The organism is Variovorax sp. 10N412, assembly GCF_056394985.1.
In genome coordinates, this window is record NZ_JBFTIO010000021.1 from 87698 (window position 1) to 114287 (window position 26590).

Annotated in this window: 29 protein-coding genes and 1 pseudogene; 9 read left to right on the top strand and 21 right to left on the bottom strand. The window is 64.2% G+C overall.

Features of this window, described 5'->3' with window-relative positions:
* Window positions 1-14 precede the first annotated feature (14 nt).
* From AC1DJH_RS30190 to AC1DJH_RS30205, 4 genes are all read right to left on the bottom strand, one after another.
* Window positions 15-1001, bottom strand: a complete 987-nt coding sequence (locus AC1DJH_RS30190; protein ID WP_478188225.1) for a 3-carboxyethylcatechol 2,3-dioxygenase — start codon at window positions 999-1001, stop codon at window positions 15-17.
* 67 nt (window positions 1002-1068) lie between these two features.
* A complete protein-coding gene (locus AC1DJH_RS30195; protein ID WP_478188226.1) occupies window positions 1069-2265 on the bottom strand; it encodes an MFS transporter in 1197 nt (398 codons plus the stop codon).
* Window positions 2266-2277: 12 nt separating this feature from the next.
* Complete coding sequence (locus AC1DJH_RS30200; RefSeq protein WP_478188227.1) at window positions 2278-3162, bottom strand: alpha/beta fold hydrolase; 885 nt, start codon at window positions 3160-3162, stop codon at window positions 2278-2280.
* A gap of 97 nt (window positions 3163-3259) precedes the next feature.
* Window positions 3260-4006, bottom strand: a complete 747-nt coding sequence (locus AC1DJH_RS30205; RefSeq protein ID WP_478188228.1) for an IclR family transcriptional regulator domain-containing protein — start codon at window positions 4004-4006, stop codon at window positions 3260-3262.
* A 214-nt stretch (window positions 4007-4220) separates the two neighbouring features.
* Here AC1DJH_RS30205 and mhpD point away from each other — a divergent pair, with 214 nt between their 5' ends.
* Genes mhpD through dmpG form a run of 3 tightly spaced genes read left to right on the top strand, consistent with a single transcriptional unit; the run spans window position 4221 to window position 7060 of the window.
* Window positions 4221-5018, top strand: a complete 798-nt coding sequence (gene mhpD, locus AC1DJH_RS30210) for a 2-keto-4-pentenoate hydratase (protein ID WP_478188229.1) — start codon at window positions 4221-4223, stop codon at window positions 5016-5018.
* A 21-nt stretch (window positions 5019-5039) separates the two neighbouring features.
* Window positions 5040-6002 carry an acetaldehyde dehydrogenase (acetylating) gene (locus AC1DJH_RS30215; protein WP_435497364.1) on the top strand — a complete coding sequence of 321 codons (963 nt, stop codon included), beginning with the start codon at window positions 5040-5042 and terminating at the stop codon, window positions 6000-6002.
* Window positions 5999-7060 (top strand): 4-hydroxy-2-oxovalerate aldolase, encoded by a 1062-nt coding sequence (gene dmpG / locus AC1DJH_RS30220; protein ID WP_478188230.1) that lies wholly within the window; start codon window positions 5999-6001, stop codon window positions 7058-7060. The genes AC1DJH_RS30215 and dmpG overlap by 4 nt, the downstream gene beginning before the upstream one ends.
* 24 nt (window positions 7061-7084) lie before the next feature.
* On the opposite strand, the gene AC1DJH_RS30225 is transcribed toward dmpG, so the two are convergent.
* Entirely contained in the window at window positions 7085-7552 is a 468-nt protein-coding gene (locus AC1DJH_RS30225; RefSeq protein WP_478188231.1) for an IS66 family transposase, read from the bottom strand.
* On the opposite strand from AC1DJH_RS30225, the pseudogene AC1DJH_RS30230 reads away from it, so the two are divergent.
* Window positions 7475-7998, top strand: a pseudogene (locus tag AC1DJH_RS30230) (IS3 family transposase); the annotation flags it as partial. The gene AC1DJH_RS30225 and the pseudogene AC1DJH_RS30230 overlap by 78 nt on opposite strands.
* 65 nt (window positions 7999-8063) lie before the next feature.
* Here the strand turns inward: AC1DJH_RS30230 and AC1DJH_RS30235 are convergent.
* Window positions 8064-9020 carry an alpha/beta fold hydrolase gene (locus tag AC1DJH_RS30235; protein WP_435497367.1) on the bottom strand — a complete coding sequence of 319 codons (957 nt, stop codon included), beginning with the start codon at window positions 9018-9020 and terminating at the stop codon, window positions 8064-8066.
* A gap of 93 nt (window positions 9021-9113) precedes the next feature.
* Between AC1DJH_RS30235 and AC1DJH_RS30240 the strand changes: the two genes are divergently transcribed.
* The 3 genes from AC1DJH_RS30240 to AC1DJH_RS30250 all read left to right on the top strand — a co-directional run bounded on the left by AC1DJH_RS30240 (window position 9114) and on the right by AC1DJH_RS30250 (window position 11073).
* Window positions 9114-9698, top strand: a complete 585-nt coding sequence (locus AC1DJH_RS30240; RefSeq protein WP_435497368.1) for a CGNR zinc finger domain-containing protein — start codon at window positions 9114-9116, stop codon at window positions 9696-9698.
* Between the two features lie 25 nt (window positions 9699-9723).
* On the top strand, window positions 9724-10170 hold the full coding sequence (locus AC1DJH_RS30245) for an SPFH domain-containing protein (RefSeq protein ID WP_478188232.1): 447 nt from the start codon (window positions 9724-9726) through the stop codon (window positions 10168-10170).
* A gap of 270 nt (window positions 10171-10440) precedes the next feature.
* Complete coding sequence (locus AC1DJH_RS30250; RefSeq protein ID WP_478188233.1) at window positions 10441-11073, top strand: DUF1444 domain-containing protein; 633 nt, start codon at window positions 10441-10443, stop codon at window positions 11071-11073.
* Window positions 11074-11230: 157 nt separating this feature from the next.
* Here the strand turns inward: AC1DJH_RS30250 and AC1DJH_RS30255 are convergent, their stop codons facing one another.
* From AC1DJH_RS30255 to AC1DJH_RS30270, 4 genes are all read right to left on the bottom strand, one after another.
* Complete coding sequence (locus AC1DJH_RS30255; protein WP_478188234.1) at window positions 11231-11584, bottom strand: hypothetical protein; 354 nt, start codon at window positions 11582-11584, stop codon at window positions 11231-11233.
* A 43-nt stretch (window positions 11585-11627) separates the two neighbouring features.
* A complete protein-coding gene (locus AC1DJH_RS30260) occupies window positions 11628-11876 on the bottom strand; it encodes a hypothetical protein (protein ID WP_472126035.1) in 249 nt (82 codons plus the stop codon).
* Between the two features lie 63 nt (window positions 11877-11939).
* A complete protein-coding gene (locus AC1DJH_RS30265; protein ID WP_478188235.1) occupies window positions 11940-12239 on the bottom strand; it encodes a hypothetical protein in 300 nt (99 codons plus the stop codon).
* A 129-nt stretch (window positions 12240-12368) separates the two neighbouring features.
* A complete protein-coding gene (locus AC1DJH_RS30270) occupies window positions 12369-12833 on the bottom strand; it encodes a hypothetical protein (protein WP_478188236.1) in 465 nt (154 codons plus the stop codon).
* Window positions 12834-13221: 388 nt separating this feature from the next.
* Here AC1DJH_RS30270 and AC1DJH_RS30275 point away from each other — a divergent pair, with 388 nt between their 5' ends.
* The gene (locus AC1DJH_RS30275) at window positions 13222-15057 is read left to right on the top strand and encodes a WD40/YVTN/BNR-like repeat-containing protein (RefSeq protein WP_478188237.1); all 1836 of its coding nucleotides are present in this window, start codon (window positions 13222-13224) and stop codon (window positions 15055-15057) included.
* Window positions 15058-15266: 209 nt separating this feature from the next.
* On the opposite strand, the gene AC1DJH_RS30280 is transcribed toward AC1DJH_RS30275, so the two are convergent.
* On the bottom strand, window positions 15267-15716 hold the full coding sequence (locus tag AC1DJH_RS30280) for a hypothetical protein (RefSeq protein ID WP_472124725.1): 450 nt from the start codon (window positions 15714-15716) through the stop codon (window positions 15267-15269).
* Window positions 15717-15988: 272 nt separating this feature from the next.
* Here AC1DJH_RS30280 and AC1DJH_RS30285 point away from each other — a divergent pair, with 272 nt between their 5' ends.
* Complete coding sequence (locus AC1DJH_RS30285) at window positions 15989-16618, top strand: carbonic anhydrase (protein WP_472123069.1); 630 nt, start codon at window positions 15989-15991, stop codon at window positions 16616-16618.
* 58 nt (window positions 16619-16676) lie between these two features.
* On the opposite strand, the gene AC1DJH_RS30290 is transcribed toward AC1DJH_RS30285, so the two are convergent.
* The 10 genes from AC1DJH_RS30290 to AC1DJH_RS30335 all read right to left on the bottom strand — a co-directional run.
* The gene (locus tag AC1DJH_RS30290; protein ID WP_478188238.1) at window positions 16677-17243 is read right to left on the bottom strand and encodes a GNAT family N-acetyltransferase; all 567 of its coding nucleotides are present in this window, start codon (window positions 17241-17243) and stop codon (window positions 16677-16679) included.
* A 135-nt stretch (window positions 17244-17378) separates the two neighbouring features.
* Complete coding sequence (locus tag AC1DJH_RS30295; protein WP_472123063.1) at window positions 17379-17615, bottom strand: hypothetical protein; 237 nt, start codon at window positions 17613-17615, stop codon at window positions 17379-17381.
* A 374-nt stretch (window positions 17616-17989) separates the two neighbouring features.
* Window positions 17990-18880, bottom strand: coding sequence for an NAD(P)-dependent oxidoreductase (locus AC1DJH_RS30300; RefSeq protein WP_472123060.1), 891 nt, complete (start codon window positions 18878-18880; stop codon window positions 17990-17992).
* Window positions 18881-18884: 4 nt separating this feature from the next.
* The gene (locus AC1DJH_RS30305) at window positions 18885-20333 is read right to left on the bottom strand and encodes an aldehyde dehydrogenase family protein (protein ID WP_472123057.1); all 1449 of its coding nucleotides are present in this window, start codon (window positions 20331-20333) and stop codon (window positions 18885-18887) included.
* Window positions 20334-20376: 43 nt separating this feature from the next.
* Window positions 20377-21777, bottom strand: coding sequence for an amidase (locus AC1DJH_RS30310; protein ID WP_472123054.1), 1401 nt, complete (start codon window positions 21775-21777; stop codon window positions 20377-20379).
* Between the two features lie 4 nt (window positions 21778-21781).
* A complete protein-coding gene (locus AC1DJH_RS30315; protein WP_472123051.1) occupies window positions 21782-23275 on the bottom strand; it encodes an ABC transporter substrate-binding protein in 1494 nt (497 codons plus the stop codon).
* A 46-nt stretch (window positions 23276-23321) separates the two neighbouring features.
* Entirely contained in the window at window positions 23322-24140 is an 819-nt protein-coding gene (locus AC1DJH_RS30320; protein WP_472123048.1) for an ATP-binding cassette domain-containing protein, read from the bottom strand.
* On the bottom strand, window positions 24137-25153 hold the full coding sequence (locus tag AC1DJH_RS30325; protein WP_435440766.1) for an ABC transporter ATP-binding protein: 1017 nt from the start codon (window positions 25151-25153) through the stop codon (window positions 24137-24139). The genes AC1DJH_RS30320 and AC1DJH_RS30325 overlap by 4 nt, the downstream gene beginning before the upstream one ends.
* 7 nt (window positions 25154-25160) lie before the next feature.
* Window positions 25161-26036: an ABC transporter permease gene (locus AC1DJH_RS30330; protein WP_478188239.1), complete on the bottom strand. Its 876-nt coding sequence runs from the start codon at window positions 26034-26036 to the stop codon at window positions 25161-25163.
* A partial coding sequence (locus tag AC1DJH_RS30335) for an ABC transporter permease (protein ID WP_478188240.1) occupies window positions 26033-26590 on the bottom strand: 558 nt, incomplete at its 5' end. The genes AC1DJH_RS30335 and AC1DJH_RS30330, both read right to left, overlap by 4 nt.

Below are 26590 nucleotides of genomic sequence, written 5' to 3' on the forward strand. Positions count from 1 at the left end.
TAAAAAGGCCCCTGTCAGGCCAGCGCCGGCGCGTTCGGCATCGGCGCGGGCTCTGCCCAGGCGACAGCAAAGCCGGCGATCCATTCGGGTACGGGCCGGTAATAGTCGATCGACACTTCGAGCTGCTCTATCGCCTCGACCGCAGACATTGCCGCTAGCCAAGTGCGCACCTCATGCGCTGAGTTACCGGCTTCGCGGCTGATGATTTCGTCGTGCTGCGCGTCGAACTCGGCCCAGCGGCGCTCGCGGATCAACTCGAGAAACTCGCGATCCCACCGCGGGTTGAGCGGCTTCACCTGCTCATCCTGCGCCGCGAGGCGATGGGCCGCATCCATCAGGCGTGCACGGCGCGCTTGGGTTGCCTGCTCTGAAGGATTTCGTCCATTGATCAGCCGTTCGGCGACCTCTGGCGTGGCGCCCGCGAACTGTGGCACCGGCGGTTCGTGCGAGAGGCCGCCCGAGCCCACGATCAGCACCCGCTTGCCCAATCCCGCGGCGAACATGCCGATTGCGCGACCGAGCGCGCGCACGCGTGGAATCGGCGGCATCGGCGGCGCCACTGAATTGACGAACACCGGCACCGTCGGCACCCTGGTCATCCCGCCAAGCAAATCGTGAAGTGGATTTGCAAAGCCATGATCGACGCGCATACGGTGGGAAACGGCCATGTCGATGCCCTGTTTCATCAAGAAGTCCGCGCATTGGGCGGCGAGTTCGGCTGGCACGTCGATCGCACCGGCGGGCGACCCGAAGTCGCCGATCGCCTGCGCTTGCGTGCCGATGCAAAAAGGTGGCATCAGGTCATAAAAAAAGCCGTTGAAGTGATCCGGCGCAAACAGAATAACCAACTCGGGATCGAAGCCCGCGATGCGCTGCCGGATGCGCTCGAGAACCTGGTCGATCTCGTCGACGACGCTGGAGTGCGGATCGAGCATTCCGCGCAGCGGTGTGTGCGACAGACAGGCAACTCTCAGTTCGCTTGCAGGGGCTTTTGATTCCATGCACTCAGTGTCACGATCGTTAGATGCGTAGACCAGCGCGGCGTCGCAAATGTGCACCCTGTGCCCTTCAGTGGGGCGCCGAGCGGCGTCCTTTACCGCGGCCGGGTAGGCTGTTGACGATCAGGGCTACCGTGACTGTGGCGATGCCGATGAAGCACACCGCGCGCCAGCCGCCCTGCGACCATGCCAAGCCAGTCAACGCTGCAAGCAGCCCGCCACCGATGTACTGACCGACGATGTATACCGTCACCATGCGGCTGCGCTGGACACCGCCGATGGTCAATAGCGCCGACTGCTTGGCGATATGCACCGACGTCGCACCGACGTCCAGCAGCACGACGCCAAACGCGAGCGCAGGTAGCGAATGCTCGAAGACCGCCATCACTGCCCATGCCGCAGTGGTCAGTGCTATGCCAAATCGCGTGACGATGTCCGGGCCAAAGCGATCGATGAGCCTGCCTACGCGCGGGGCAACCGTCGCAGACACGAGGCCAAGCAGTCCGAACAGGCCGACAATGGCGCTGCTCAGGCCGAACGCATCGCTTTGGATGTGCAAGCTAAGGGCGATCCAGAGAGAGCCGAAGGTGCCGAACATCAGCGCCTGCGTCAGCGTAGCGCGCCGCAGCACCGGCTCCTTGGACAGCAAGACTGGCAACGACGCCAGCAACTCGCGATACGCGACGGACGGGGGTAGTGCCGCGTCCGGCATGCGGCGCGCCTGCTTCAGCAGCAGCAACAGAGTTGCGATCGCCGCCACAAAGTAGACGGAGCGCCAGCCCGCATACGCGCCGACGATACCGCCGAACGCCCTCGCGAACAGGATACCAAAGATGAAGCCTTGCATAATCGAGCCGGTGAAGCGGCCGCGTTCGCTCGGGGCCGTAAAGCGCGAGGCATAGGCCGGGATCAGGTATGGCGCAATCGTCAGCAGCCCGAGCGCTGAGCTTGCGAGAAGAAAGGCGGTGAAGCTGGACGACCAAGCCACCAACAGCATCGAAGCTATCTGGCCTGCGATGCACGCGGCCACCATCCGCCGGTTGTCGACGACGTCACCGAGCGGCACCAGCAGCAGCACGCCGAATCCGATCGCGATCTGGCCGATCATTGGAATCAACCCAACCTGCGCCCCACCAAGGCCAAACGACGCGGTGATCGCGACAAGCAGTGGCTGCACGTAATACGAACTGGCAATGGACGCGCCGCAGAGCGACGCAAGCCCGCGCGTAGCCGAGGCATCGGCCCGCGCCGAGGATGGGTCAGTCACTTTTGGACGCGCTCAGCGCGCGCCGTTTCCCAGCAGGAAATCGATGTGCAGACGGTTGAATTCGTCGGCATTCTCGTATTGCGGCCAGTGCCCGCACTCGTTCATCACGACGTACCGCGAGTCGGGAATCATGTCGGCAATCTGCTTTCCTTCCGCCGGGGTTGCAGTCGGGTCGTGCGAGGTCCAGACGACGAGCGTGGGCGCCTTGATCGACCGGTATTGCGCTTCGGTGATCATGTTCGCGCGCCGCAGATCCATGTCTTGCAGGCACATCACCCGCTGCATGGTGTCGGCATAGCCGGGCTGTGCATAGATGGCGCGGCGTGTCTCGATCAGGTCGTCATTGACCTTGGTCTTGTCATGCATCAGAAACTCGAGGCGGCCGCGGATTCGCTCCCACGACGGATCGGCGGCCGCCTGGTTGGAGATCGACTTGAGCCGGGCCATCACTTCGGGGTGTGCGGTCCAGCCAGCAGAAGTGTTCAGCACCAATTTGTCGACCTTTTCGGGATGGTGGACGGCGAGGTGCGTCGCGATCCAGCCGCCGATCGATTCGCCGGTGAGATGCACCTTGTCGCGGCCCAGCGCCTTCATCACGTCGAGCACGTGGCGGGCGTAGTCGCTGATTTGATAGTCGATGGGTGGCTTGTCGGTCCAGCCGTGCCCCAGCAAATCGATCGCCACCATCCAGAAGTGCTCGCCATGCGCGCCGAAGTTGCGCGTGTATGCCTCGGCATGGCCGCCGACGCCGTGCAACGCTAGCAACAGCGGCTTGTCGGGCGTGCCCGACGAGATATAGCGGGTGCGGACGCCGCCAGCGTCGAGAAACCCTTGCGAAAAAGAGACTCCGCGCAGGTCCGACCAGGCGCTGGAAAATTTCTGAGGTGATGTGTTCATCGTATGCATCTTGACAACCGGGGCCGCCAGTGTCTGCATCCGGTCATCTAATGACCACTACCGCCGCAAAAAGGTGCACTCAGTGCACTCGCTACGGTCACAGCGCTTTTTCAATACGCTTGGCGGCTGCGCGCAATGGCTCCAAGTATTTGGCCGCAAGTTGCTGCGGCTTGGTGGCGCGGGTGATGGCAACGACGTTGACGCAGGCGACGACGGTGTTTTGTTCGCCTCGGACGGGCACAGCGATCGCCGCGACCTTCTTGTCGTCCGTCCAATCGCCGAAATTCGAGCCGTAGCCGTCTTCCTGGGTTTTGGCAAGGATCTGCCGAAAAGTCGATAGCGACATCAGCGGCACTTCGCCCAATTCGTACCGCGCGGCGATCAGGTCGAGCGTGCGCTCACGCACGACATTAGACGAGAAGGCAAGGTAAGCACGGCCCATCGAAGTGAGCAACATCGGTAGCCTGCGCCCGATGACGCCACGGTGGAACGATAGCGGGCTTAGGTGATGTGTCGCGGCGCGAATTTCCATCATGTGCTCGTAGGGCGTGGCTAGCGAACAAGGCCATGTCACCTCGGCCGTGAGGTCGCGCAGAACCTCGGCGGCAGCCGCGGCGACATTGTCGAAGACACTGAAGTTGTCGGCAAGACGCTTTATTTCTTGCGTAAGCTGGAACGCGCCGTCGTCTTCTGATCGCTCGACGAAGCCTTCAACTCCCAACGTTTCCAGCAGGCGGCGCACCGTCGTCCGGTGCAGCTTGGTCGCGGCACTGATGTCGGATATTTGAGCGCGGCCATTGGCGGACGCGGTGAGCGCTCGCAGTACCGCCAAACCGCGCGTCAAGCCCTGTACCTGCTTGTACGAGGAATCCCCTAGTTCGTCCGCCATAGCCATCCCTGTCGTGCAAAGTTGATGACTGTGCGGAAAGAGCCCCGGGGCTGTCAATAAGTTGAACTCAGAGCCATGTCGCGCGTGCACTGGGTGCACTTGCGTCACAAAGTGATCTGTGGGAGACGACAACGGGCGTTAACGTTGTGCCACACGAGGAGCAACCTGCATGATTCAACCGCAACAACCACAGATCGCCGCGTGGGCCGAGCGCCTGCGGCACGCTGAGACCGAACGCGTACCGATCGCGCCGCTGCGCGAAGAGTTGCCGGCGGACGACGGTGCCACTGCTTACGCCATACAGCAAGCCAACGTTGCCCACTGGCAGGCGCAGGGTCGGCGGGTGGTTGGCCGCAAGATCGGCCTGACCTCGTCCGCCGTGCAGCGGCAGCTCGGCGTCGACCAACCCGATTTCGGCACGCTGTTCGCCGACATGGTGTACGGCGACGACGAGGAAATTCCGCTCGCGCGCACTCTGCAGCCCAAGGTCGAAGCAGAGGTCGCATTGGTCCTTGAGCGCGACATCAACCTGCACGATGCAACGCTGGTCGACCTGATCGGCGCGATCGCCTATGTGCTTCCGGCCATTGAGATTGTCGGCAGCCGCATCGCCAACTGGAATATCCGCTTTGCCGACACCGTAGCCGATAACGCGTCGAGCGGCTTGGTCGTGCTCGGAGGGGTCCCAAGGCGTCTTGATGGGCTAGACCTGAAACTGGTCGATATGAAGATGACTAGCGGGGGCGTGCAGGTCTCGGCCGGTAGCGGTGCGGCGTGTCTCGGCCACCCGCTCAACGCGGCGGTGTGGCTGGCTCGCAAGCTCGCCTCGCTGGGCCAGCCATTACGCGCTGGCGACCTCGTCCTCACCGGCGCGCTCGGACCGATGGCAGCGGTCCAGCCAGGCAACCGATTCGAAGCTCACGTCAGCGGCGTAGGCACAGTCCACGCACGCTTTTCGGCAGCGTGACACTAACTCCAGGAATACGAAATGACCGAGCGTAAACTGAAAGCAGCGATCATCGGCTCGGGCAACATCGGCACCGATTTGATGATCAAGGTGATGCGCCATGGGCGCAACCTGGAAATGGGCGCGATGGTAGGGATCGATCCCGCCTCTGATGGCTTGGCTCGGGCCGAGCGCTTGGGTATCGCGACCACCGCTAGAGGCATCGACGGGTTGGTAGAGCACGAAGTCTTCAAGTACATCGACATTGTTTTCGATGCTACCTCCGCCGCTGCACACAAACGTCACAACGACGTTTTGCAAGGCCACGGCGTGCAGGTGATCGACCTTACTCCCGCGTCGATCGGCCCTTACGTCATCCCAGCGATCAACCTCGAGGACGAAAACGCATCCAACATGAACATGGTTACCTGCGGCGGGCAGGCCACGATCCCGATCGTGGCGGCCGTCTCGCGCGTGGCCAAGGTCTACTACGGCGAGATCGTGGCCTCGATCTCCAGCAAGTCCGCCGGCCCGGGCACGCGCGCCAACATCGACGAGTTCACCGAGACCACGCGCGCCGCGATCGAGAAGCTGGGCGGCGCCCAGCGCGGCAAGGCCATCATCGTGCTGAACCCGGCCGAGCCGCCGCTGATCATGCGCGACACGGTGTTCGTGCTGTCCGAGCTCGCCGACACCGCCGCGGTGGAACGCAGCATCGAGCAGATGGTGGCGAGCGTGCAGGCCTATGTGCCGGGCTACCGCCTGAAGCAGCGCGTGCAGTTCGATGTGGTGCCGCCCGAGGCGCCGCTCAACATCCCCGGCCTGGGCCTGCGCCACGGCCTCAAGACCTCGGTGTTCCTCGAAGTCGAGGGCGCCGCCCACTACCTGCCCGCGTACGCCGGCAACCTCGACATCATGACCTCGGCCGCCCTGGCCTGCGCCGACATGATGGCCCGGCGCCGCATCGCCGCCGGCATCGCGCGCGGCCTGAAGGAAGCAGCATGACCACCGCCAAGAAACTCTACATCTCCGACGTGACGCTGCGCGACGGCAGCCACGCCATCCGCCACCAGTACAGCCTGGCCAACGTGCGCGCCATCGCGGCCGCGCTCGACGCCGCCGGCGTCGACAGCCTCGAGGTCGCGCACGGCGACGGCCTGGAAGGCTCGAGCTTCAACTACGGCTTCGGCGCCCACACCGACGTGGAGTGGATCGCCGCCGCCGCCGAGAGCGTGCAGCAGGCGAAGATCGCGACCCTGTTGCTGCCCGGCATCGGCACCACGCACGACCTGCGCAACGCCTACGACGCCGGCGCGCGCGTGGTGCGCGTGGCGACCCACTGCACCGAGGCCGACGTCTCGCGCCAGCACCTGGAATACGCGCGCGAACTGGGCATGGACCCGGTGGGCTTCCTGATGATGAGCCACATGACCACGCCGCAGAAGCTGGCCGAGCAGGCCAGGCTGATGGAAAGCTATGGCGCCACCTGCGTCTACGTGGTCGACTCCGGCGGCGCGCTGGGCATGCAGGACGTGCGGGATCGCTTCCGCGCCTTCAAGGAGGTGCTCAAGCCCGATACCGCCACCGGCATCCATGCGCACCACAACCTGAGCCTGGGCGTGGCCAACTCCATCGCCGCCGTCGAGGAAGGCTGCGACCGCATCGACGCCAGCCTGGCCGGCATGGGCGCGGGCGCGGGCAATGCGCCGCTGGAGGTCTTCATCGCCGCGGCCGCGCGCCTGGGCTGGAACCACGGCTGCGACCTCTACCGCCTGATGGACGCGGCCGACGACCTGGTGCGCCCGCTGCAGGACCGCCCGGTGCGCGTGGACCGCGAGACGCTGGCGCTGGGCTATGCCGGCGTGTACTCGAGCTTCCTGCGCCATGCCGAGGCCGCGGCGCAGAAGTACGGACTCAAGACCGTGGACATCCTGGTCGAGCTGGGCCGGCGCAAGATGGTCGGCGGCCAGGAGGACATGATCGTCGACGTGGCGCTTGATCTTCTCAAGACTACCGAGCACGAACGCGCGCTCGCTGAGCCGACGATGAGTGAGGCAGCGTGAGAGCCTCCCTTAATCCACTCGACTTCATTTCGCTAATTCTGCACGCATGGCCGAACCGGCCGGCACGAGTTGGCGCTGTGCCAGCAGCCACTTGTGCAGCGCTGAGGCCACCCTTCGCGACTTGCGCTGCCGGACGCATCGTCGCTCTTGGGCTGTGGCTGCGGCGATGTCCTCCTCGATCCTGAAGAGCACCTGGAAGTACCTCAGCGCCTGCTGACCGACCTTGCTGGCGTGGTCGGCCCACAGCTCGTGGAACTTGCGCCGGGCATGCGCGACGCATCCAGCCTCGGTGACGCCGCGCTCGAAGCTGGCCTTGTAGCCGGAGAACCCGTCGGTCACCAAGGTACCGCGCCAAGCCTTTTCGCCGTTGCCGTCTTGGCGCAGGAAGCCACGCACGTTCTCCACGCCACGGGTCTGCAACGCGACTTTTGCGCAACCGCTCCGAACCGGAGATGGACGACGGACGTCACCGAGTTCAGTGTGAATGGCCACAAGCTCTATCTGTCGGCCTGCATGGATCTCTACAACGGAGAGATCATTGCGCACCGCATGGCAAGGCGTCCGGTCTTCGAACTGGTGCCAGCACACTTCAGGCAGCGCTATCTCCGACCAAATGCGCTGCCGAACTCATTGTTCACTCGGATCAGGGCTGGCACTACAAGATGAAGCCCTAACGAGCGATGCTCGAGAGACGAGGGGTCAAGCAAAGCATGAGCCGTAAGGGCAACTGCTTCGACAACGCAGCGATTGAAAGCTTCTTCGGCACGCTGAAGGCCGAGTATTTCCATCTTGCAGCGCCCGATAGCATCGATGCGCTCGAAGCGGGCGTGCATGACTACATCCACTACTACAACCACAAGCGCATAAAGCTTGGACTGCAGGGACTCAGCCCGGTTGATTGCAGGCTGAGAAGCACCGCCCGATCAGCGGGATCGTGACCGTCCAACTTCTGGGGGTCAGTTCAATCCTGGGGCGATTCAGATCGCTCAGCGCCGACCGAAGCTCACTTGACGTTCTTGTCGAGGAACGCGCGGATGGCGGTGCCGATCTCCACGCCGTTCGTTTCGAGCGCGAAGTGGCCCGTGTCGACGAAGCGGATCTCAGCCTTCGGGATGTCGCGCTTCCAGGCTTCTGCGCCCGCCGGCAAAAAGAACGGATCGTTCTTGCCCCAGATGGCCAGCAGCGGCGGCTGGTGCTTGCGGAAGTAGGTCTGGAACTCCGGATACTTCGCGACGTTGTTCGCGTAGTCCAGGAACAGATCGAGTTGAATCTCAACGTTGCCCGGCCGCGAGATGAGCGCGGCGTCGAGGGCGTACGCCTCTGGCGCAATCAGGCTGTCGTCAGGCGTTCCATGCGTGTACTGCCACTTGATCGCGTCGATCTTGAAGAAATCGCGCAGGGCATCGCGGTTCGCCTTCGACGGATCCTTCCAATACTTTTGGATCGGGTTCCAGCCTTCGCTTAGGCCTTCTTCGTAAGCGTTGCCGTTTTGGGAAACGATGGCGCTGATGCGATCGGGGTGGGCTGCGGCCAGGCGCCAGCCAACCGGCGCGCCGTAGTCAAACACCTGCAGCGCGTAGCGATTGAGCTTGAGCTGGACCGTGAACTGGTCGATGGTCTTGGCAAGCTGATCGAACGTGTAGGCGTACTTACCGCGTTCTGGGGCTTCCGTGAAGCCAAAGCCCGGCAGATCCGGCGCGATCACGTGGTACCGGTCCGCCAGCATCGGGATCAGATTGCGATACATGAATGACGACGCGGGGAAACCGTGCAGCAGCAGGACTGTCGGCAAAGCGCGGCTGCCCGCCTCGCGGTAGAAGACTTTCACGTCGCCGACTTGTTCGAATCGATGATGAATCGCGGTCGAGGCCGTCAGCGAAGAGGGGTCTGCTGCGGCGGCTTCGCCGGCGAGCAGTGCGGTGGCCAGGCCGGCAGCGGCGATCAATTTGCTGGAAGTCATGACAAGCTCCTAAGTAACCGTTAACGTAAGCTATGAAGGTTACGTTAGAACAGGTAACCCGTCAAATGTATTTTTATAGGTGACACTGCTTCCATGAGCTCAAACACACCTGATGCCCCTGGGCCGCTCTTTGTTGCGGACAACTGCGCGCTCGACTTCATCAATACGGAGTACGGGGGAGGCGCTAGGCATTGCGAGTGCTTTGTCGATGACGAAAGCGTGGTCGACTGGTTGAAGCAAGCTGGGCTGTTGCCGCAGGCGCCTAAGAAGGCCCCGGAGGGGCTGCTGGCGCTCGCCCTGGAGATGCGCGCGGCCGGCAAGGCGATGGTGAAGGCGGCTAAGGCCGGGCAAAGGGCGGACGCTGATGTCGTGAACCGAGTGTTGAAGTTGGGCAACCCGACCCGAGAACTGCAATGGGATGGCGAGACAGCAAGCTTCAAGGTGGTCAAGCGCCGTGACACCACCAACGCGATGGGGCTGCTCGAACCGGTCGCCGATGCCATGGTGAACCTGCTCGCAGCGGAGCAACTCGATCTAGTGAGACAGTGCGAGGGCGAGGATTGCACGTTGCTCTTTCATGACCTCACCAAGTCGCACCGCCGTCGCTGGTGCAGCATGGCCGTGTGTGGTAACCGCATGAAGGTTGCCGCCTTCCGCTCGCGCAAGAAAGCCGAGTAGCGCGCGAAGAGCCGAGCGATGGTCTGTGACCTTGCCTGGGTTTGATGTCGACACGCTCTCCAGCTACCTCAAAGGCGTCCTGATCACGCGGATCAAGACCGAAATCGCCACTTGCATCGCTCGCGCAGGCATTTCGATTCTGGAGGTCGCTACGCAGCTTGATACGTTGTCGGCGTCTCTCAAGGCCGCACTTATCCCGGAGCTTGCCGAGTATGGCGTTGCGCTTGCCCAGTTCAATATCCACTCTATCAACGTCCCGGAGAACGACGAGGCGGTGATCACGCTGCGCAAGGCGCTCGCCAAGCGCGCCGAGATGGGAATTATTGGTTTCACGTACCAGCAAGAACGCAGCTTCAATGTGATGGAGACCGCCGCAGGTAATGAAGGCACTGCCGGCGGTGTGATGGGCGCGGGCCTGGGATTGGGGATGACGAGGAGCAGTACGTCATCCTTTGGGGCGAGGACGAGGTGACTACCGCCAACGTTGACATGGAAGTTGCAACGCACGCTCCGGGTTTCGTGGCGTTCGCCGGGAATGGGGGTGGTGAAATCTACGCCTTCGACGAGGCCGGTGCAGTCTTCTTGCTGCCTATGATTGGAATGGCACCAGACCTTGCCATCAAAGTAGCTGACGACTTTCCCGGTCTTGCCCGAGGATTTCGGCGTGGGGCTGCGGTTGGGAGCTGACGCTTGACCAACCTGCAGCACGCGGCTCCTAGCAGACCCTCACGACTCGACTCACATGTCTAAGACCAAGCTCTTCAGCGCATCGATTCTGTTGTTCGCCCTTGTTGGCACATCGGCCGTGCAGGCAGAGGGTACTGCAGGAGAGCTCTTTCCCCGGATAGTCAAGGCAGACGGCGCCGTGCAGAAAAGGGGGCAACTGACCGCTCGTTCGACTTCTGCCACATTCGCCTATGTGGGCGACTTGGCGGTGGTCCTCGCATTCCAAGGCGCAAGTGAAGTCTCAGATGCCTCTCGCGCAGACCTTGACCGGCTGCATTTCAGCGATGCCTTGGCAGTCAAAACGGCTCTTGATAACTTGATGCGTACCTGCCCGCCGAAGTTCGAGAGGTTTGAGGGAAATCTGTGGTCGGTCGATACTCCGTACCGTTGCCAGAGTGCACCCTACCTTTTGCATGACAGTCTATGGGGCGGGGTCGGACAGAAGCTCGCTAACGGAATTGTTGCCGCCTTGCCAACGGTGGACGGCCCAATCTTTTTTGTACCAGCAGACGACAAGGGGGCAGTTGAGCGGCTGAGCCGGTTGGTCCAGACCGAACAAGGACGGTCGATGGCACGACCGCTCTCACAGCATCTGTACCTGAATCGCGGTGGGGAATGGTCAATGCTTGAAGGCGCTGCCAGTAAGTAGGACCGAGCGACTGCCACTTCCGAACGCCAGCTACGTTGCGTTTGCGAACGCAGCTAGCGGCCGCTTTCGGGTGTTGCGTGATGTCCGCTTTGGAGCGACTTGAACTTCGGCTTCGGGCCCAAAGCGGAAGTTGCGACTTCTCGAAAGCGGACACAATTCAATCGCTTGAGTTCGCGTCGTTGGCCGCCCTGAATCGTCGCTGCAGCCTGTCGAAGCTGCCTGAGGCGCGGGCAAGTTCACCGCCGGCCTGCAGCAATAGTTCTTCCGCTTGGCCGTCGAATTCAGGCCCTTGGCGCACCAGAGCCTCCGCCTCAACAAGCGCTTTGCGGCAGAGTTCGTACACCTGAATTTTCTCTAGTTGGCCACGTACCGCCTCCAACTCCTCCATAGCTCTCGGCAGCCCATGCGACAGGAAAAACTCGTTGATGCCCTTCCGGTACAACGACACGTTGCCCGCCATGCCCATCAAGGTGCCTTCAAATCGTGAAACTGTGATTCGTTGTTTGCTCATTCGCGAATGTCTGGAGTTGGCCGCATGCTGCTCGTTGTCGGTGTCACGCGGTTTGAACAAGCTCCAGTTCATCGGCAAGGAAGTCACCCAACCAGACTGTCGTGCCGTTGCCGTCGCTGCTCTCAACGACGTACCGGTCAGCAATGCCAGGCGCAGCTAGGACATCGAGCAAGGTTCCAATGTCTCCAACGGCGGGAGCCCGTTGGTTCACTTGCCAGCCGTCATATTCATCAGCTTTGCCGATCAACCTCAGAACACGCACGACAGCGTAAGGCTTGAGAATTTTGTCCATAACTTACATGTCTGGCGACGACGCGAACGGCCGGTTGTGGCCGACTGTAGCCTCTCGCGCACTTCATTCGTTGAAGATTGCAGACGAGAAATCCTGTAGCCGATGCGCCGCCGCGACCCTTTCGCCGGACCGGTAAAGCGCGAGGCTCTCGTCGAGAATGAATTGCAGTTCGCCGCAAACTTGCCGCTCCGGGAAGTCGGCTTGCACGAGATGCACGCCGGCTCGCAGCTCCTCGAACGCCTTGTCCAGCGTCAACTGCTCATCGTCTCGCAAGTAGTCCTCTCGCGGGAACTGGTCTGGCGCCCGAAGCACGACGTACCCGATGAAGTTGTACAAGCTGTTGACGTCTCGAACCCAAGCCATCGAAAAATTCTCCTCAGTAGCCGCCCGCGTTGAATGACCGGTTGTGGCCGACTGTAGCCTGTCGGCTACCAGGCGCTTCGGGCCCGAAGCATCCGGTCGGATCGCTCCGTAGCGGACATTCGCGCCCAACTACAGGGACCACTTCGCGATGAGGTCTTGCAAGCGTCTCGTTGTTGCTGCTGCCTTTGCAACGCCTGCGTGTCCTGTCTTAACGAGCGCGAGAGCTGACTCTTCAGCCAGCTCAAAGTCCGCGCTGTTCATGTTCTCCACAAGCGCTTTGACCGATGCAACCTCAAGCGATCCGAGCGCAGCTAAAGCCCTCACTGCCGTCGTGTGGCCATTCGACGCGTCCGTGGTCAGCAAACGCTCCAGCGGTTTGGCGTTCGGCCCGAGGCGAACCGCCATTTCCTGAGCACACTGTCGCGGAAGGCCAAGGCGGCCGTAAGCAACACCGAAGGCACTTGTGGCGCTGTCGTCCAGGATTGCTGTGAGCACCGGAACGCAGGCTGCGCCACGCGATAGAAGCTCCTGCTCCGCTTCCATCATCGTTGTCGGGCTGTTGAGTCTATCGAGGAGCGTGACTTCGTGGTGCATTTGAACTTCTGCTACTGGCCGACTGTAGCCGGTCGCGCCGCTGTCGTGAACGGGCCCATCTGAGACATTGGGCCTCGTCCGAAGCAGCCGGTCGCGAGCCCACAGGTCGATCCAAGAGCGGCAAAAAAACGCGGGTCCAATCGCGCGAAATCAAATTTGCGAAGGTCCAACGGCGCGGTGCGCAAAGGTTGGATGGCGCCAGCGGGTGCAATTTACGGATGGCCACGGGGCCCTACCGCTGGGGTTACTGGCGTGCCGCAACGACGTTCGCAGACCGCTTATCTAATGGCCATGTTCTTTGGCAAAGGCGTCGTTTTTTTGATTGTTTCAAAATGTGTTTCTTGAGAGAATTACGGATCGCTGTAGCACTGCAATTGCAGGTATCGACATGTCCCGCCGCAATTTCGGACGCTTCGTCCGCCGTCTTGGTCTTTCGTTGTTCTTGCTGCCCCTGGTGATGTCAGCCTGCGGCGGTGGTGGCAATGATGGCGGAGTACGGGCGGGATCGGCCGCGGATCCTGCAACGCAGCCGCTGCCGGCAGCCTTGATGCGCGCCATGAAGGAGAGCACCGGGCTCCAGTGTGCTGCAGGTGGCCTGCGTGTCGACGCGGGCGTGGACGTCAACCGTGACGGAGTGTTGGCGGATCAGGAGGTGACGTCGACCCAGTACGTCTGTAACGTCGCCGGGTCGGCGGGACTCGCAACGCTGGTCCGGATGCGCGCCGAACCCGCCGGCGCGAACTGCGTGCAGGGCGGATCGCAGGTGCTTGCAGGCATCGACACGAACGCGAACGGCACGCTCGAGGATGCCGAGGTTTCCACCTCCGCCTATGTGTGCAATGGCAGCCCAGGGGCGACGGGCCCCTCGGGTTCATCGGGCCGTGACAGCCTGATCTCCTTCGCGGCCGAACCGCCCGGTGCCACCTGCCAATACGGCGGGCAGCGCATGGCCTCAGGACTGGATCTCGACGGCAACGGCGTCCTGGGCGCCGGCGAGGTGAGCTTTACCGCCTACGTGTGCAGCGCCGCGCCCGCCGACACGCGATGGATCGACGTGACGGGCGCGGCCATCCAGGCCGAATCCAACACGGGCTACTTGGCGAACTCGAGCGCGAAGACCGTCATCACCTTGCCAGCCGCGCCAACTGTGGGCGAGTGGGTCAAGGTCAGCGGCGTGGGCACGGGAGGATGGACGATCGCGCAGAACGCGGGCCAGCGCATCAGCACGCTTGGACTACCCGGCGGCCTGGACATTCGCTGGGCGACCGGTTCGATCACAGGCAATTGGGTTGGTGTCGCCTCCTCGGCAGACGGCGCGCGGCTCGTGGCCGCATCCGCCAGCGGCGAGCTCTACACCTCGATGGATCAGGGCCTGACCTGGACGCTGAGGCTCATCGGGCAAACCTGGAGCAGCGTCGCGTCATCGAGCGATGGGCTCAGGCTCGTCGCCACGACCAACGGAGGCTCGATCTTCACCTCCACGGATGGGGGCGCCAACTGGGCGGACGATGGATCAGCGCGTGCATGGAGTTCGGTGGCGAGTTCCTCTGACGGCATGCGCCTTACCGCGGTGGCGTACCTCGGCCAGGTCTGGACCTCGGGTGACGGCGGTGCCAGTTGGACGAGCCGTGACAGCAATCGCGCGTGGCGCACCGTGAGCATCTCGGCCGACGGACGGGTTCAGGTGGCGGGAACGAACGGCGCCCAGCTCTACGTGTCGACGGACTACGGAGTCACCTGGACGGCCAGGGCCAGTGGCAACTTTTGGTGGGCCGTGAGGGTGTCGGCCGACGGAAGACGTATGTATGCAACGGTCGACACGGGCACCCTGTGGAGATCGGAGGACTACGGAGCGAGCTGGGAGGCCGAGGACACTGCTCGCGACTGGCGCGGTCTCGCGACTTCATCGGACGGGCGCTTCGTCGTGGCAGGGACGGCCGGAGGTCGGATGTACCAGTCGGACGACTTCGGCGCATCCTGGCGAGCTACAGGCAGCAGTGGCCAATGGCAAGGAATCGCGATCACCGCGGATGGCCTGCGCGTTATTGCGGCGAACGCCGGGGCCGCCCTGCAGAGCGGGATGCGCAGGACATCCACGACCGTGGGTGCGGCGGGTTCCCTTTCTGGAGCGCAAGGAGATTCCATCCAACTGCAATACACGGGAAGCGGGGTGTTTGCGCCCATCGGATACGTGAATGTGGGTATCGATTTCGGGATTCAGTGAGGGCAGCAGCAGCAAGCGCTACGTTGTGCTCGTCAACGCCTAGTTACCTAAGGGTTGCGTCCGCACTCGATTCACAAGCGAACGCTAACGGTGCAAGCTGGTCGCCCTGTGAGCAGCAAGCTCGCGCGTTACGTCGAACTTCATCGCTGGTGTCGGTTGTCAGCTTTGAATTTCAGCCTCGTCCCGGAACGTCCGCTTCTGGCCGTCTACTAACGAGGGAGAGATAGGTTCACCATGCATAAAACTCCGGCCCGAAACTCATAGTGGGTCCAAAAGTCCTCAGCCTCAACGCGCGCCCACGCCGTTTGAAGACGGAGCGCGGGAATATCCGCATCACCCATAACAACGCGAAGGCCCACCTCGGTCGATGCACGCTGTATCTCGTCGCGCGTGGCATAGAGCGGAACCCCTAGAAGCCTGGCATCGATTGCCGAGAAGCCATCCACAGGCACGACGTAGCAATGGATGGTCTTCAGCGTTTGCGCCTCGTCAAACCGAATCGCGAAGCCCTCGCCGAGAACTTCGAGCCAGTACGAATCCGGCGTGCCCTCATGCAGGCGGTCAAATTCGTAAGTGACCGGACCGGCCTGACAGTCCTCCAGTAGTTGGAGCACCTCGTCGTCCTTGAGCTTTTTCCCGAGCATTTTGGGCAGAGTCATCTTCTTGCGACAGATTTTCGAGGCCGGTCAATGGGTAGCGACTTTAGCCGTCGCCGACCAGGCCGACAAAGCATCTACGCGAAAAATTGAACGGGGATCACTAAGTTCGGCTTCTGGCCGCATTCTGCCGGAGACCCACGCCGTCCAGCAGGCCCGGGCGGCCGCCCGCTTCAGGTGTCGGTCTGCTCCGCCAGCTCCAGCGCGCGACGCACCTCGTGTTTGAACGCCGCACCCGCTCCTTGGTAAAATTCACCATCAGTTGGAGAGACTCGATGCGTGACGTTGTAGATGGATTCCTGCGGTTCCAGCGAGAGGTGTTTCCCACTCGCAGGGAACTCTTCCAGAAGCTCGCAACCAAGCAGGAGCCGACGACGCTGTTCATTTCCTGCTCGGACAGTCGCATGGTCCCTGAGCTGGTGACGCAGCGCGAGCCCGGCGATTTGTTCGTCATCCGCAACGCCGGCAACATCGTTCCCTCCTTCGGTCCGGAACCTGGGGGCGTGTCGGCAACGGTGGAATACGCAGTCGCCGCCTTGAAGGTCACCGACATTGTCATATGCGGCCACTCTGACTGCGGTGCGATGACAGCCGTTGCCACCTGCGCGTGTCTGGAGCACATGCCGGCGGTGAAGAACTGGCTTCGCTATGCGGACGCGGCCCGCATGATCAACGAGTCGAAGCACCACAACAGCGAGCGCGCGCGCGTCGACAGCATGGTGCGTGAGAACGTCATCGCACAGTTGAACAACCTGCGCACCCATCCTTCCGTGGCGCTCGCGCTGGCGCAAGGAAAGCTGACGATACACGGATGGGTGTACGACATCGAGTCCGGCTCCATCGTGGCCCTGGCACCCTCCGGCGATTCCTTCGTGCCGCTCGAGGACCACCCAGCGGCGCTCTAAGTCGAAAGCCCTTCGCCAACGACGGCTGTTGGCCGATGGGTGCCTTATGCAACCTTGTTCAGCAGGGGTCGCTCGCGCGCCGAACAAGCGCCATTCCAATCGACTTTGGTGCAGTGGCGGCAAACCCGAAGCCGGCGTATAGATTTTGGGCGAGTCCATCAGCAATGAGGCTCACGTACCCGCTTGCTGGCACGTTGGCTTCAACGTAGCTCATGATTTCACGCATGATGACCTTGCCGAGGCCCTTTCCCTGGTGCGAGGGAATGACCGCAATGTCTACAACCTGGTAGAAGCAACCCCCGTCGCCCACGACCCGGCCCATGCCGACAACCTCTCCATCGAAGACGACCTGAACGGAGAAGAGGCTCCCTTGCAGACCTCGACTCGCTGCTTCTTCGGTCTTTGAGCTCAGACCAGCTGCGGCTCGGAGCCGGCAGTAGACAGCGACAGAGGGAGCTTCGTTGCGAACCGAGTATGAATTTGTCATGCCGATGATGGCCTCTGTAGCGTCTCTAGAAGCGACTGCCTTGGTCGCGTTGTGCCGGCGAGGAAAACGGCCGGTTCTGGCTGATTCTGCGGCAGCCCGCAAAGGACCCTTGTGGCCGGCTGTAGCCACACGACCCATCAGCGCAGAAGACCGTGCGCTGTCTCGCGACAGCGGCCTTCAAGTGACGTGTTGACCCGCGTGTCGACGCTGTCCGATAGCCGCATCTGGGAATGGCCGCCGCACAACTGGGCATCGGCCGACCATCCCTTGCCATCATGGGAAGGTCAAGTCCAAACCGAGCATGCTGCTGAGGCCTAAGGTGAGAAGCGAGAGGCCCAGGAGCGACAGCACGAAGATTGCGGCCACCTTGCCGCCCGCGCGCAGCACCGCGCTCTGCTTCTCCTTGTGCTTCTTCCCTCGCTCATAGTGCCACTTGATGGCGAAGAACATGCCCGTGCCGAACACGAGAACCTTGAAAGCAATGAAGACGACAGGGACCCAATCCATCATTTTGAGTATTTCCAGACCATGACTTGACACTCGCTATTGTGACGAGCACTGGTCTGCAACCCGTCTGCAAGCAGACATCGAACGCAGCCACGCCAATCTCGGCCGGGGCCGACGCCCGCCCTGCGAAATCCCGCTTGCCTGCCCGTCTCAAGCGCACGCTCATCAGCGTGCCGGCGCATATCAACGACCTGTAGTCCGTCACAGCAATTGAACCGCCAACGCCACGGCAGCACTCACCGTGCGCAGGGCGTCGGGTGCTTCACGCAGCGAAATAAAGGAGGAGGGGCGAAGCCCCGGGGGACATTCGCGGAGGGAAGTACCCGGCGGCTTGTGCACGCGCCCTGAACAGAGGGGCGATGCACAGGGAAAAGAAATCAGCGCAGTGCTTCGACCAGATCGAGAACCATCCGGTCCCCACCAAACTTCTCGACACCTTGCGTCAGCAGCGCATCCACAGCCTGCGCAATGCCATGACTGGAAGAAGACTGCTCCGCCATGTCGTTGTAGTACCCCAGGTCCTTCTTCGCATTGGCCATAGAGAACTTCAGCGAATCGGTGCTGCCGGTGAGCAGCTTGGGCTTGACGCGTTCCAGCGCCACGCCGTTGCCGCCGCCCTTGGCCAGCACGTCGACGAACACATCGGGCTTCACGCCCGCGCGTTCGGCACACGCAGCCGCTTCGCACAGCAGCGCAACAGTACCCAGCGACACGAAGTTGTGCAGCAGCTTCATCGCGTGGCCCGCACCGGTGCCGCCCACGTGCGTGATGTTCTCGGCAAAGCAGCGCAGCAGCGGCAGGCAAGAGTCGAGCACGTCGGCATCGCCGCCCACCAGCAGGTTCAACCGGCCTTCGGCCGCTTCCTTCGCGGTGCGCGTCATCGGCGCATCGAGAAACTTGCCGCCCTTGGCGCCCACCGCCTCGGCCACCTTGGCGGTGGAGGCGGGCACGGCCGTCGAGCAGTCGATCACCACCGTGCCCGCGCGCAGCGTGCTCAGCGCGCCCTTGTCGCCCAGCATCACCGCCTCGACCTGCGGCGTACCCGTGACGCACAGGATGAGCACGTCGACCTGCGCGGCCAGCGCGGCCACGTCTTTCACCGACGTGGCGCCCGCCTTCAGCAGGCCGTCCATGGGCTGGTTGCCCGCATGCTCCAGCACCGTCAGCTGGTGGCCGTGCTTGACGATGTTGCTGGCGATGCCGTGGCCCATCAGGCCGACGCCGACGAGGCCCACGCGGCGTGGAGTTTGTTGTTCAGTGGTGGTCATGGTGTCATCCGTGCTTGATTGCGATCGTCTTGAGGGTCGTGAAGCCGAGCAGGGCCTCGAAGCCCTTCTCGCGGCCGAAACCGCTCGATTTCACGCCGCCGAAGGGCAGTTCTACACCACCCGCCGCACCGTAATTGTTCACGAAGACCTGGCCGCAGCGCAGCTTGTGCGCCATGCGCAGCTGGCGCGCGCCGTCGCGCGTCCACACGCCGGCCACCAGGCCGAAGTCCGTGCCGTTGGCCAGGCGCACCGCCTCGGCCTCGTCCTTGAACGGCATCACCGCCAGCACCGGGCCGAAGACCTCGCGCTGCGCCAAGTCGCTGTCGTGCGGCACATCGCGAAACAGCACCGCCTCCTGGTAGAAGCCGGTGGCCGACGCATTGGGCGACACCGTGCCGCGCGCGGCCACCTTCAGGCCGCTGGCCTCGGCGGTGGCGACCATGTCGCGCACCTGGCGGAACTGTTTTTCGTTGATGAGCGGGCCCATGTCCAGGTCTTCCGCCGGCGTGCCCGCCTTCACGGCCGCGAAGCGCTTGGCCAGCCGCTGCACCACCTCTTCATACACCGACTGCTCTACCAGCACGCGGCTGCCCGCCGAGCAGGTCTGCCCCGCGTTCTGGATGATGGCGTTCACCAGCACCGGCTCGGCCGCGTCCAGGTCGGCATCTGCGAACACGATCTGCGGCGACTTGCCGCCCAGCTCCAGCGTCACCGGGCAGTGGCGCTCGGCCGCGGCCAGGCCTACGCTGCGGCCGGTCATGGTCGAGCCCGTGAACGAGATGTGGTCGATGCCGGGGTGCGCGCACAGCGCCGCGCCGGCTTCCTTGCCGTAGCCCGTCACCACGTTGAGCGCGCCCGCCGGAAAGCCCACCTCGGTCGCGATCTCCGCCAGGCGCAGCAGCGAGAGGCTCGCGTCCTCGGCCGGCTTCACCACGCAGGCATTGCCCGCAGCCAGGGCCGCGCCCACGCTGCGGCCCGCGATCTGCATCGGGTAGTTCCAGGGCACGATGTGGCCCGTCACGCCGTGCGGGTTGCGCACCGTCAGCACGGTGTAGCCGCGCTCGTAGGGCAGGGTGTCGCCGTGCAGCTTGTCGCAGGCGCCGGCGTAGTACTCCATGTAGCGCGCCAGCGCGGTGGCGTCGTTGCGCGCCACGCGCAGCGCCTTGCCGGTGTCGCGGGCTTCGAGCTGCGCGAGCTCTTCGTGGTGCTCCAGCACGGCGGCGCCCAGCTTGGCGAGCAGCCGGCCGCGCTCCAGCGCGGTCGTCGCACCCCAGGGGCCGTCGAAGTTGTCGCCGATGGCCCGGCGCGCGGCGCGCACGGCGGCATCGACGTCGGCGGCCGTGCCGCGCGCGATCTCTCCGAATTTCTGGCCGTCGCTCGGGTCGATCACGTCGATGGTGGCGTTGCCTTCGGAGGGCGCGCGGCGCCCGTCGATGTAGTGGGTTGCGTTCATGTGTCTTGTCTCCTTGCGGTCGGCGTCATTGGACGCCGAGCTGTCATTTCGGTTCCGGCCAGGGTCTTTGCGCGTCGCGGATCTGCTCGAACGCACGGCTGAACTGCAGCACGCCCAGGTCGTCGAAGCGGCGCCCTGCAATCTGCAGGCCGATGGGCAGGCCCTCGGCCGAGTAGCCGCAGTTGATCGACGCGGCCGGCTGCTCCGACATGTTGTACGGCACCGTGAAGCCGATGTGCTCCAGCGGGCGCATCGGGTCGTTGGTAGGCGAGGCATGGTCGGCGGGCGCGGGCAGGTTCGGCGACACCGGCGACAGCACGAAGTCGTAGGCCTTGGTGGCGGCCACCGTGGCCGCGCGCGTGGCCACGAACTGGCTGTAGCCGTCGAAGACCTGGGCGCCCGAGAATCCGGCCGCGCTCTCGGCCCAGTCGCGGATGTACGGCAGGATCTTCGCGCGCTGCTCGGCAGTCATGGCCTGCATGTCGAGGCACGAGCGCATGCGCCAGAAGTGGTCCATGCCCTGCAGCATCGCCGGCGTCATGAAGGCCGGAATTTCTTCGATGTGCGCGCCCGCGGCCTCGATGCGCCTGGCGGCACGGCGAACGGCCTCGGCGATCTGCGGGTCCAGCGGCAGGCCGCAGCCCGCGTCCATGTGCAGCGCCACGCGCTTGCCGTTGAGAAACGACGGGTCGACCTCGAAGGCGTTCCAGTCGATGGTGGGCGCGGGCAGTTCCGAATAGTCACGGTCGTCGGGCTGCGCGACCGAGGCCATCATCAATGCGGAATCGGCCACGGTGCGCGTCATCGGGCCGGCGCAGCGGCCCATGTAGGGCGAGCTCAGCGGAATGCGCCCGAAGCTGGGCTTGAGCGTGTAGATGCCGCACCAGCTCGCCGGCAGGCGCAGCGAGCCGCCGATGTCGGTGCCCACGTGCAGCGGGCCGTAGCCCGCGGCGGCCGCCGCGCCGGCGCCCGCGCTGGAGCCGCCGGGCGTGCGCGACAGGTCCCACGGGTTGCGCGAAAGTTCATGAAAGCTCGACAGGCCCGACGACAGCATGCCCAGGTCGGGCATGGTGGTCTTGGCGACCAGCACCGTGCCGTCTTCCTTCAGGCGCGCGGCCGGGGGCGAGTCTTGCGTCTGCGGCACGAGCGCGTAGGCGGCGGTGCCCAGGGGCATCGGGTCGCCTTCGGTCGCGAGGTTGTCCTTGATGGTCACGGGCACGCCGTCGAGCGTGCCGCGCGGGGTGCCGGCCAGCCAGCGTGCCTCGGACGCGCGCGCCTGCTCGAGCGCGAGCTCGGGGCGGAACAGCCATGTCGCGTGCAGCTCGGGCTCATAGGCCGCGATGCGTTCGTTGACCGAACGCGTCACCTCCACCGGAGACAGCTCCTTGGCGGCGTAGGCGGCGTGCAGTTCCTGCACGCTCAGTGAATAAAGAGGCTTGGTCATTGCATCAGCTCCACGAAATGGCGGCCAGGTCGTTCACCACGATCGGCATGCTCGGCCACAGGCCCTTCACTTCCTTGCGCGCGATGGTCGGGAACACGGCCTGGTACAGGAAGCCGTTCACTGCATCGGTCGCCAGCTGGCGCTGCGCTTCGGCCAGCAGGTCGGCGCGGCGCTTCTTGTTCTCTTCGTTCTGGATGGTCACGAACAGGTCCCGGAACTTCTTCGAGTCGTAGCCCCAGTAGTAGTCGGGCTCGGTGTACTTCACCAGGTCGAAGGGCTCCACGTGGGCCACCATGGTCAGGTCGAAGTCGTGCGCGCCGCCGAAGGTGCTGTTGAGCCACTGCGCCCATTCGACGTTCTGGATCTTCACGTTGATGCCGATCTGCGCCAGCTGCGCCGCGATCATCTCGCCGCCCTGGCGTGCATACGAAGGCGGGGGCAGTTGCAGGCGCAGTTCGAGCGGTGTCTTCACGCCCGCCTCGGCCAGCAGCTTCTTCGCCTTCTCGATGTCGAAGGGGTTGATCGCCGTGGTGTCGATGAAGCCCGGCGCGCCCATGGCGTAGTGGCTGCCCAGCGGCTTGCCGAAGCCGTCCGCCGCGCCCTGGATGATCGCGTTGCGGTCGATGGCCGCCAGGATGGCGCGGCGCACGCGCACGTCGTCCAGCGGCTTCTTGCGGTTGTTGATGGTCAATATCACCTTGCCGCGCGTGCCCACCTCGATCACCTGGAAGCGCGGGTTGCCCTTGAACTGCGCCACCGAGCGCGTGCCCGCGCGCGGGAAGATGTCGATGTCGTTGGCCATCAGCGCGGCGGTCTGCGCCGCGGTGTCCGACATGAAGCGGAACACGAAGCGCTCGGTCTTCGCCAGGTTCGGGTCGCGGTAGGTGGGCGACTTCACCAGCGTGCACGAGGCGCCGCGTTGCCAGGCCGCGAGCTTGTACGGGCCGGTGCCCACGGGCGCGGTGGCGTTGGTGTCGGCGCTCTTGGGCTCGACCAGGCAAGCGGTCGACTGGCCCAGCATGAACGGCAGGTCGGGGTTGGGCAGCGTGCTGTTCACGCCCACGGTGTATTCGTCGAGCACCACGGTGCCGATCTCGCTGAAGAAGCGCTTGTCCTTGTTGGTGCTCTTGGCGCCGCCCGCGCGGTCGAACGAGAACTTCACCACCGCCGCGTTGAAGGGCTGGCCGTTCTCGAAGCGCACACCCTTGCGCAGCTTGAAGACGAAGGTCTTCATGTCGGGCGACGACGACCAGCTCTCGGCCAGCATCGGCGTGACGGAGCCGTCGGCGTTCACCTTGGTGAGCGTCTCGAAAATGTTGTATTGCGTGATCTCGGCAATGGCCGAGGCGGCGCCCGTGGTCGGGTCCAGGCCCGGCGGTTCGAGCGGCATGCCGATCGTCAGCGTGTTCTTGCCCGCCTGCGCGCGCGCCTGGGGCAGGAAGACACCCGGGATTGCCGCCGCCATGGCGGAAGTCATGAGTGTGCGTCGCTTCAACATTCGGTAGCTCCTGGAGGTGGGATGGAAAAGAGAGCGCCGGCCGCGGCTAGCGGGACGGCGTGTGCAGCACGGCGGACAGCAGCGTGCGCGTGTACTCGTGCTGCGCATGCGCGAACAGGTCGGCGGGGCGGCCGCGCTCCACGATGCGGCCCTTGAAGACCACGCAGACTTCGTCGCACAGGTGGTTGACCACCGCGAGGTCGTGGCTGATGAGCAGGTAGCTGATGCCGAACTGCTGCTGCAGGTCTTGCATGAGGTTGAGCACCTGGGCCTGCACCGACACGTCGAGCGCGCTCACCGGCTCGTCGGCCACGATGAGCTTGGGGCGCGTGATGAGCGCGCGCGCAATCGCGATGCGCTGTCGCTGGCCGCCCGAGAACTCGTGCGGGTACTTGTCCATGTCGGTGGTGCGCAGGCCCACTGCGGCGAGTGCTTCCGAAGCGCGCTCGCGCTGTTCGGCGCGGCTGGTTTCGGCCAGCGCCTCGAGCGGCTCGGCGACGATGCGCGCCACGGTCTGGCGCGGGTCGAGCGAGCCGTACGGGTCCTGGAACACCATCTGGAAGTCGCGGCGCGCGGTGCGCAGCTCGTTCTTCGACAACGTGTGCAGGTTGCGGCCTTCGAGCGACACGGAGCCCGAGGTGGGTGTGTCCAGCGCCATCACCAGCCGCGCGATGGTCGACTTGCCCGAGCCCGATTCGCCGACGATGCCCACGCTCTGGCCGGCCCGCACGTCGAAGCTCACGCCGTTGAGCGCCTTCACCGTGGGTGGCGGGCCGAAGAGCTTTTCGCGCGGCAGCGCGTAGTGGCGGTAGAGGTTGTTCACGGCCAGCAGGGGCTGGCCGGGGGTGGTCGTGGACTGGCTCATGCGGAGAGAACCGTGGTGGCGGCCTGGGCGGTCCTGGCCTCCAGGGCTGCAATTTCACCCAGCCGCAGGCAGCGCACGGTGTGGTCGTTCGGCAGCAGCGTGGGTTGCGGCCGCGTGCTGTGGCACAGGTCGATGGTGTGGGCACAGCGCCCTGCGAAGGCGCAGCCGCGTGGCATGTCCACCAGCTCGGGCACGCTGCCGCGGATGGTGGGCAGCCGCCCGGCGCGCACGGCGCCGAGGGCAGGGCGGGCCGCGAACAGGCCGCGCGTGTAGGGGTGGGCGCGGCCGGCGAAGACCGTGTCGGTCGGCCCGCTTTCCACGGCGCTGCCGCCATACATCACGAGCATGCGTTGCACACTGTTGGCGATCACGCCGAGGTCGTGCGAGATCAGGATCAGCGCCATGCCCATTTCCTTGACCAGGCCCTGGATCAGGTCGAGCACCTGCTTCTGGATGGTGACGTCCAGCGCCGTGGTGGGCTCGTCGGCAATCAGCAGGTCGGGGCCGCAGGCCAGCGCCATGGCAATGCCGATGCGCTGGCGCTGGCCGCCGGAGAACTGGTGCGGGTAGGCGTCGAGCCGCGAGGCCGCATCGGGTATGCCCACGCGGTCGAGCAGGCCCAGTGCTTCCTTGCGCGCCTGTGCTTTCGTCAGCCCGCGGTGCAGCTGCAGCGGCTCGCCGACCTGGCGCGCGATGGTGTGCACTGGGTTCAGCGCGGTCATGGGTTCCTGGAAGATCATGCCGATGCGGTTGCCGCGCACCTGGCACATCTGCTTTTCGGGCAGGCCGACGAGTTCCTGCCCGTCGAGCTTGATGCTGCCCGTGACCTTTGCGCTCGAGGGCAGCAGGCCCATGAGCGACATCACGGTGATCGACTTGCCGCAGCCCGACTCGCCGACGATGCCCAGCGTTTCGCCGCGCTCCAGTGAGAACGAAATGCCGCGCACGGCCTGCGCCGGCCCGCGCTGGGTCTGCAGGCCGATCTGGAGGTTGTTGACTTCGAGGAGGGGCATCGTGTTCTCAGCGTGCGCGGGCAAGGCGTGGGTCGAGCAAATCGCGCAACCCGTCGCCGAGCAGGTTCAGCCCCAGCACCGCGAGGGCGATCGCCATGCCGGGGAAAACGGCCAGCAGCGGCTGCTGGAACATGAGGGTCTGCGCCTCGCTGAGCATGCGGCCCCACGAAGGCTGCGGCGGCTGCGTGCCCAGGCCCAGGTAGGAGAGCGCGGCCTCCGCGAGGATGGCGATGGCGAAGCGGATGGTGATCTGCACGATCAGCACGGCCGAGATGTTCGGCAGCACGTGCTGCATGGTGATGGCGAACGGTCCCTTGCCGCAGGCGCGCGCCGCAGCCACGTACTCGCGTGACCAGATGGCGTTGGCCGATGCGCGCGTGATGCGCGCGAAGGTAGGGATGTTGTAGATGCCGATGGCCACGATGGCATTCACGATGCCCGCGCCGAACACGGCGGTCATCATGATGGCCGACAGGATTGCAGGAAACGCGAGCGTGAAGTCCGACAGGCGCATCACCGCTTCTTCGACCCAGCCGCGCTTGGCAGCCGCCAGCAGGCCCAGCGCCGTGCCGACCACGAGGCCGATGCCGACTGCGATCACGCCCACGAGGATGGACGCACGCGCGCCCACCAGCAGCAGCGACCCCACGTCGCGACCGAATGCATCGGTGCCGAGCCAGTGCGATGCGGAGGGCGCCTGCATCTTGTTGGCCATGTCCATCGCATACGGCGACCACGGTGTCCACACGAAGGACACGAGTGCGGCAATGAGCAGCAGGGCGGCGAGCACGCCGCCGATGACGAAGCTGCGATGCTGCAGTGCACGGCGCCAGAAGCCCGGCACCTTGAGCGCGGCGGCGCTTGGAGCTGTGATGCTGCTCATATGTCGCTGGCCTTGATGCGCGGGTCGATCACGGCGTACAGCACGTCGACCACGAAGTTCACGATGACCACCATGGCCGCGAGCAGCATCACGCAGTTGCGCACCACGATGAGGTCGCGGTTGCTGATGGCCTGGAAGATGAGACGCCCGAGGCCCGGCAGGTAGAACACGTTCTCCACCACGATGGTGCCGGCCAGCAGCTCGGAGAACTGCATGCCCATGACGGTGATGACCGGGATCATGGCGTTGCGCAGCACATGGGTCCACAGCACCATGCGCTGCGACACGCCCTTGGCACGCGCGGTGCGCACGAAGTCTTCGCGCATCACCTCGAGCACCGCCGAGCGCGTGATGCGCGCGAGGATCGCGGCCTGCACCACGGCGAGCGACAAGGCAGGCAGGAACAACGACTTGATGCCCGCGAAGAAGCCTTCGCCCCAGCCCTCGAAGCCGCCGGCGGAGAACCACTGCAGCTGCACCGAGAACACGAGGATCAGAAGAATCGCGAACCAGAAATTGGGAATGGCGATGCCGACCTGGGCCATGCCCATGAG

Bases quoted from the DNA above. Each gene is read 5' to 3' on its own strand.
- AC1DJH_RS30190 (WP_478188225.1), bottom strand. From the start codon at position 1,001: ATGGAATCAAAAGCCCCTGCAAGCGAACTGAGAGTTGCCTGTCTGTCG.
- AC1DJH_RS30200 (WP_478188227.1), bottom strand. From the start codon at position 3,162: ATGAACACATCACCTCAGAAATTTTCCAGCGCCTGGTCGGACCTGCGC.
- mhpD (WP_478188229.1), top strand. From the start codon at position 4,221: ATGATTCAACCGCAACAACCACAGATCGCCGCGTGGGCCGAGCGCCTG.
- AC1DJH_RS30215 (WP_435497364.1), top strand. From the start codon at position 5,040: ATGACCGAGCGTAAACTGAAAGCAGCGATCATCGGCTCGGGCAACATC.
- dmpG (WP_478188230.1), top strand. From the start codon at position 5,999: ATGACCACCGCCAAGAAACTCTACATCTCCGACGTGACGCTGCGCGAC.
- AC1DJH_RS30235 (WP_435497367.1), bottom strand. From the start codon at position 9,020: ATGACTTCCAGCAAATTGATCGCCGCTGCCGGCCTGGCCACCGCACTG.
- AC1DJH_RS30240 (WP_435497368.1), top strand. From the start codon at position 9,114: ATGAGCTCAAACACACCTGATGCCCCTGGGCCGCTCTTTGTTGCGGAC.
- AC1DJH_RS30250 (WP_478188233.1), top strand. From the start codon at position 10,441: ATGTCTAAGACCAAGCTCTTCAGCGCATCGATTCTGTTGTTCGCCCTT.
- AC1DJH_RS30255 (WP_478188234.1), bottom strand. From the start codon at position 11,584: ATGAGCAAACAACGAATCACAGTTTCACGATTTGAAGGCACCTTGATG.
- AC1DJH_RS30260 (WP_472126035.1), bottom strand. From the start codon at position 11,876: ATGGACAAAATTCTCAAGCCTTACGCTGTCGTGCGTGTTCTGAGGTTG.
- AC1DJH_RS30265 (WP_478188235.1), bottom strand. From the start codon at position 12,239: ATGGCTTGGGTTCGAGACGTCAACAGCTTGTACAACTTCATCGGGTAC.
- AC1DJH_RS30270 (WP_478188236.1), bottom strand. From the start codon at position 12,833: ATGCACCACGAAGTCACGCTCCTCGATAGACTCAACAGCCCGACAACG.
- AC1DJH_RS30275 (WP_478188237.1), top strand. From the start codon at position 13,222: ATGTCCCGCCGCAATTTCGGACGCTTCGTCCGCCGTCTTGGTCTTTCG.
- AC1DJH_RS30280 (WP_472124725.1), bottom strand. From the start codon at position 15,716: ATGACTCTGCCCAAAATGCTCGGGAAAAAGCTCAAGGACGACGAGGTG.
- AC1DJH_RS30285 (WP_472123069.1), top strand. From the start codon at position 15,989: ATGCGTGACGTTGTAGATGGATTCCTGCGGTTCCAGCGAGAGGTGTTT.
- AC1DJH_RS30290 (WP_478188238.1), bottom strand. From the start codon at position 17,243: ATGGGTCGTGTGGCTACAGCCGGCCACAAGGGTCCTTTGCGGGCTGCC.
- AC1DJH_RS30295 (WP_472123063.1), bottom strand. From the start codon at position 17,615: ATGATGGATTGGGTCCCTGTCGTCTTCATTGCTTTCAAGGTTCTCGTG.
- AC1DJH_RS30300 (WP_472123060.1), bottom strand. From the start codon at position 18,880: ATGACCACCACTGAACAACAAACTCCACGCCGCGTGGGCCTCGTCGGC.
- AC1DJH_RS30305 (WP_472123057.1), bottom strand. From the start codon at position 20,333: ATGAACGCAACCCACTACATCGACGGGCGCCGCGCGCCCTCCGAAGGC.
- AC1DJH_RS30310 (WP_472123054.1), bottom strand. From the start codon at position 21,777: ATGACCAAGCCTCTTTATTCACTGAGCGTGCAGGAACTGCACGCCGCC.
- AC1DJH_RS30315 (WP_472123051.1), bottom strand. From the start codon at position 23,275: ATGTTGAAGCGACGCACACTCATGACTTCCGCCATGGCGGCGGCAATC.
- AC1DJH_RS30320 (WP_472123048.1), bottom strand. From the start codon at position 24,140: ATGAGCCAGTCCACGACCACCCCCGGCCAGCCCCTGCTGGCCGTGAAC.
- AC1DJH_RS30325 (WP_435440766.1), bottom strand. From the start codon at position 25,153: ATGCCCCTCCTCGAAGTCAACAACCTCCAGATCGGCCTGCAGACCCAG.
- AC1DJH_RS30330 (WP_478188239.1), bottom strand. From the start codon at position 26,036: ATGAGCAGCATCACAGCTCCAAGCGCCGCCGCGCTCAAGGTGCCGGGC.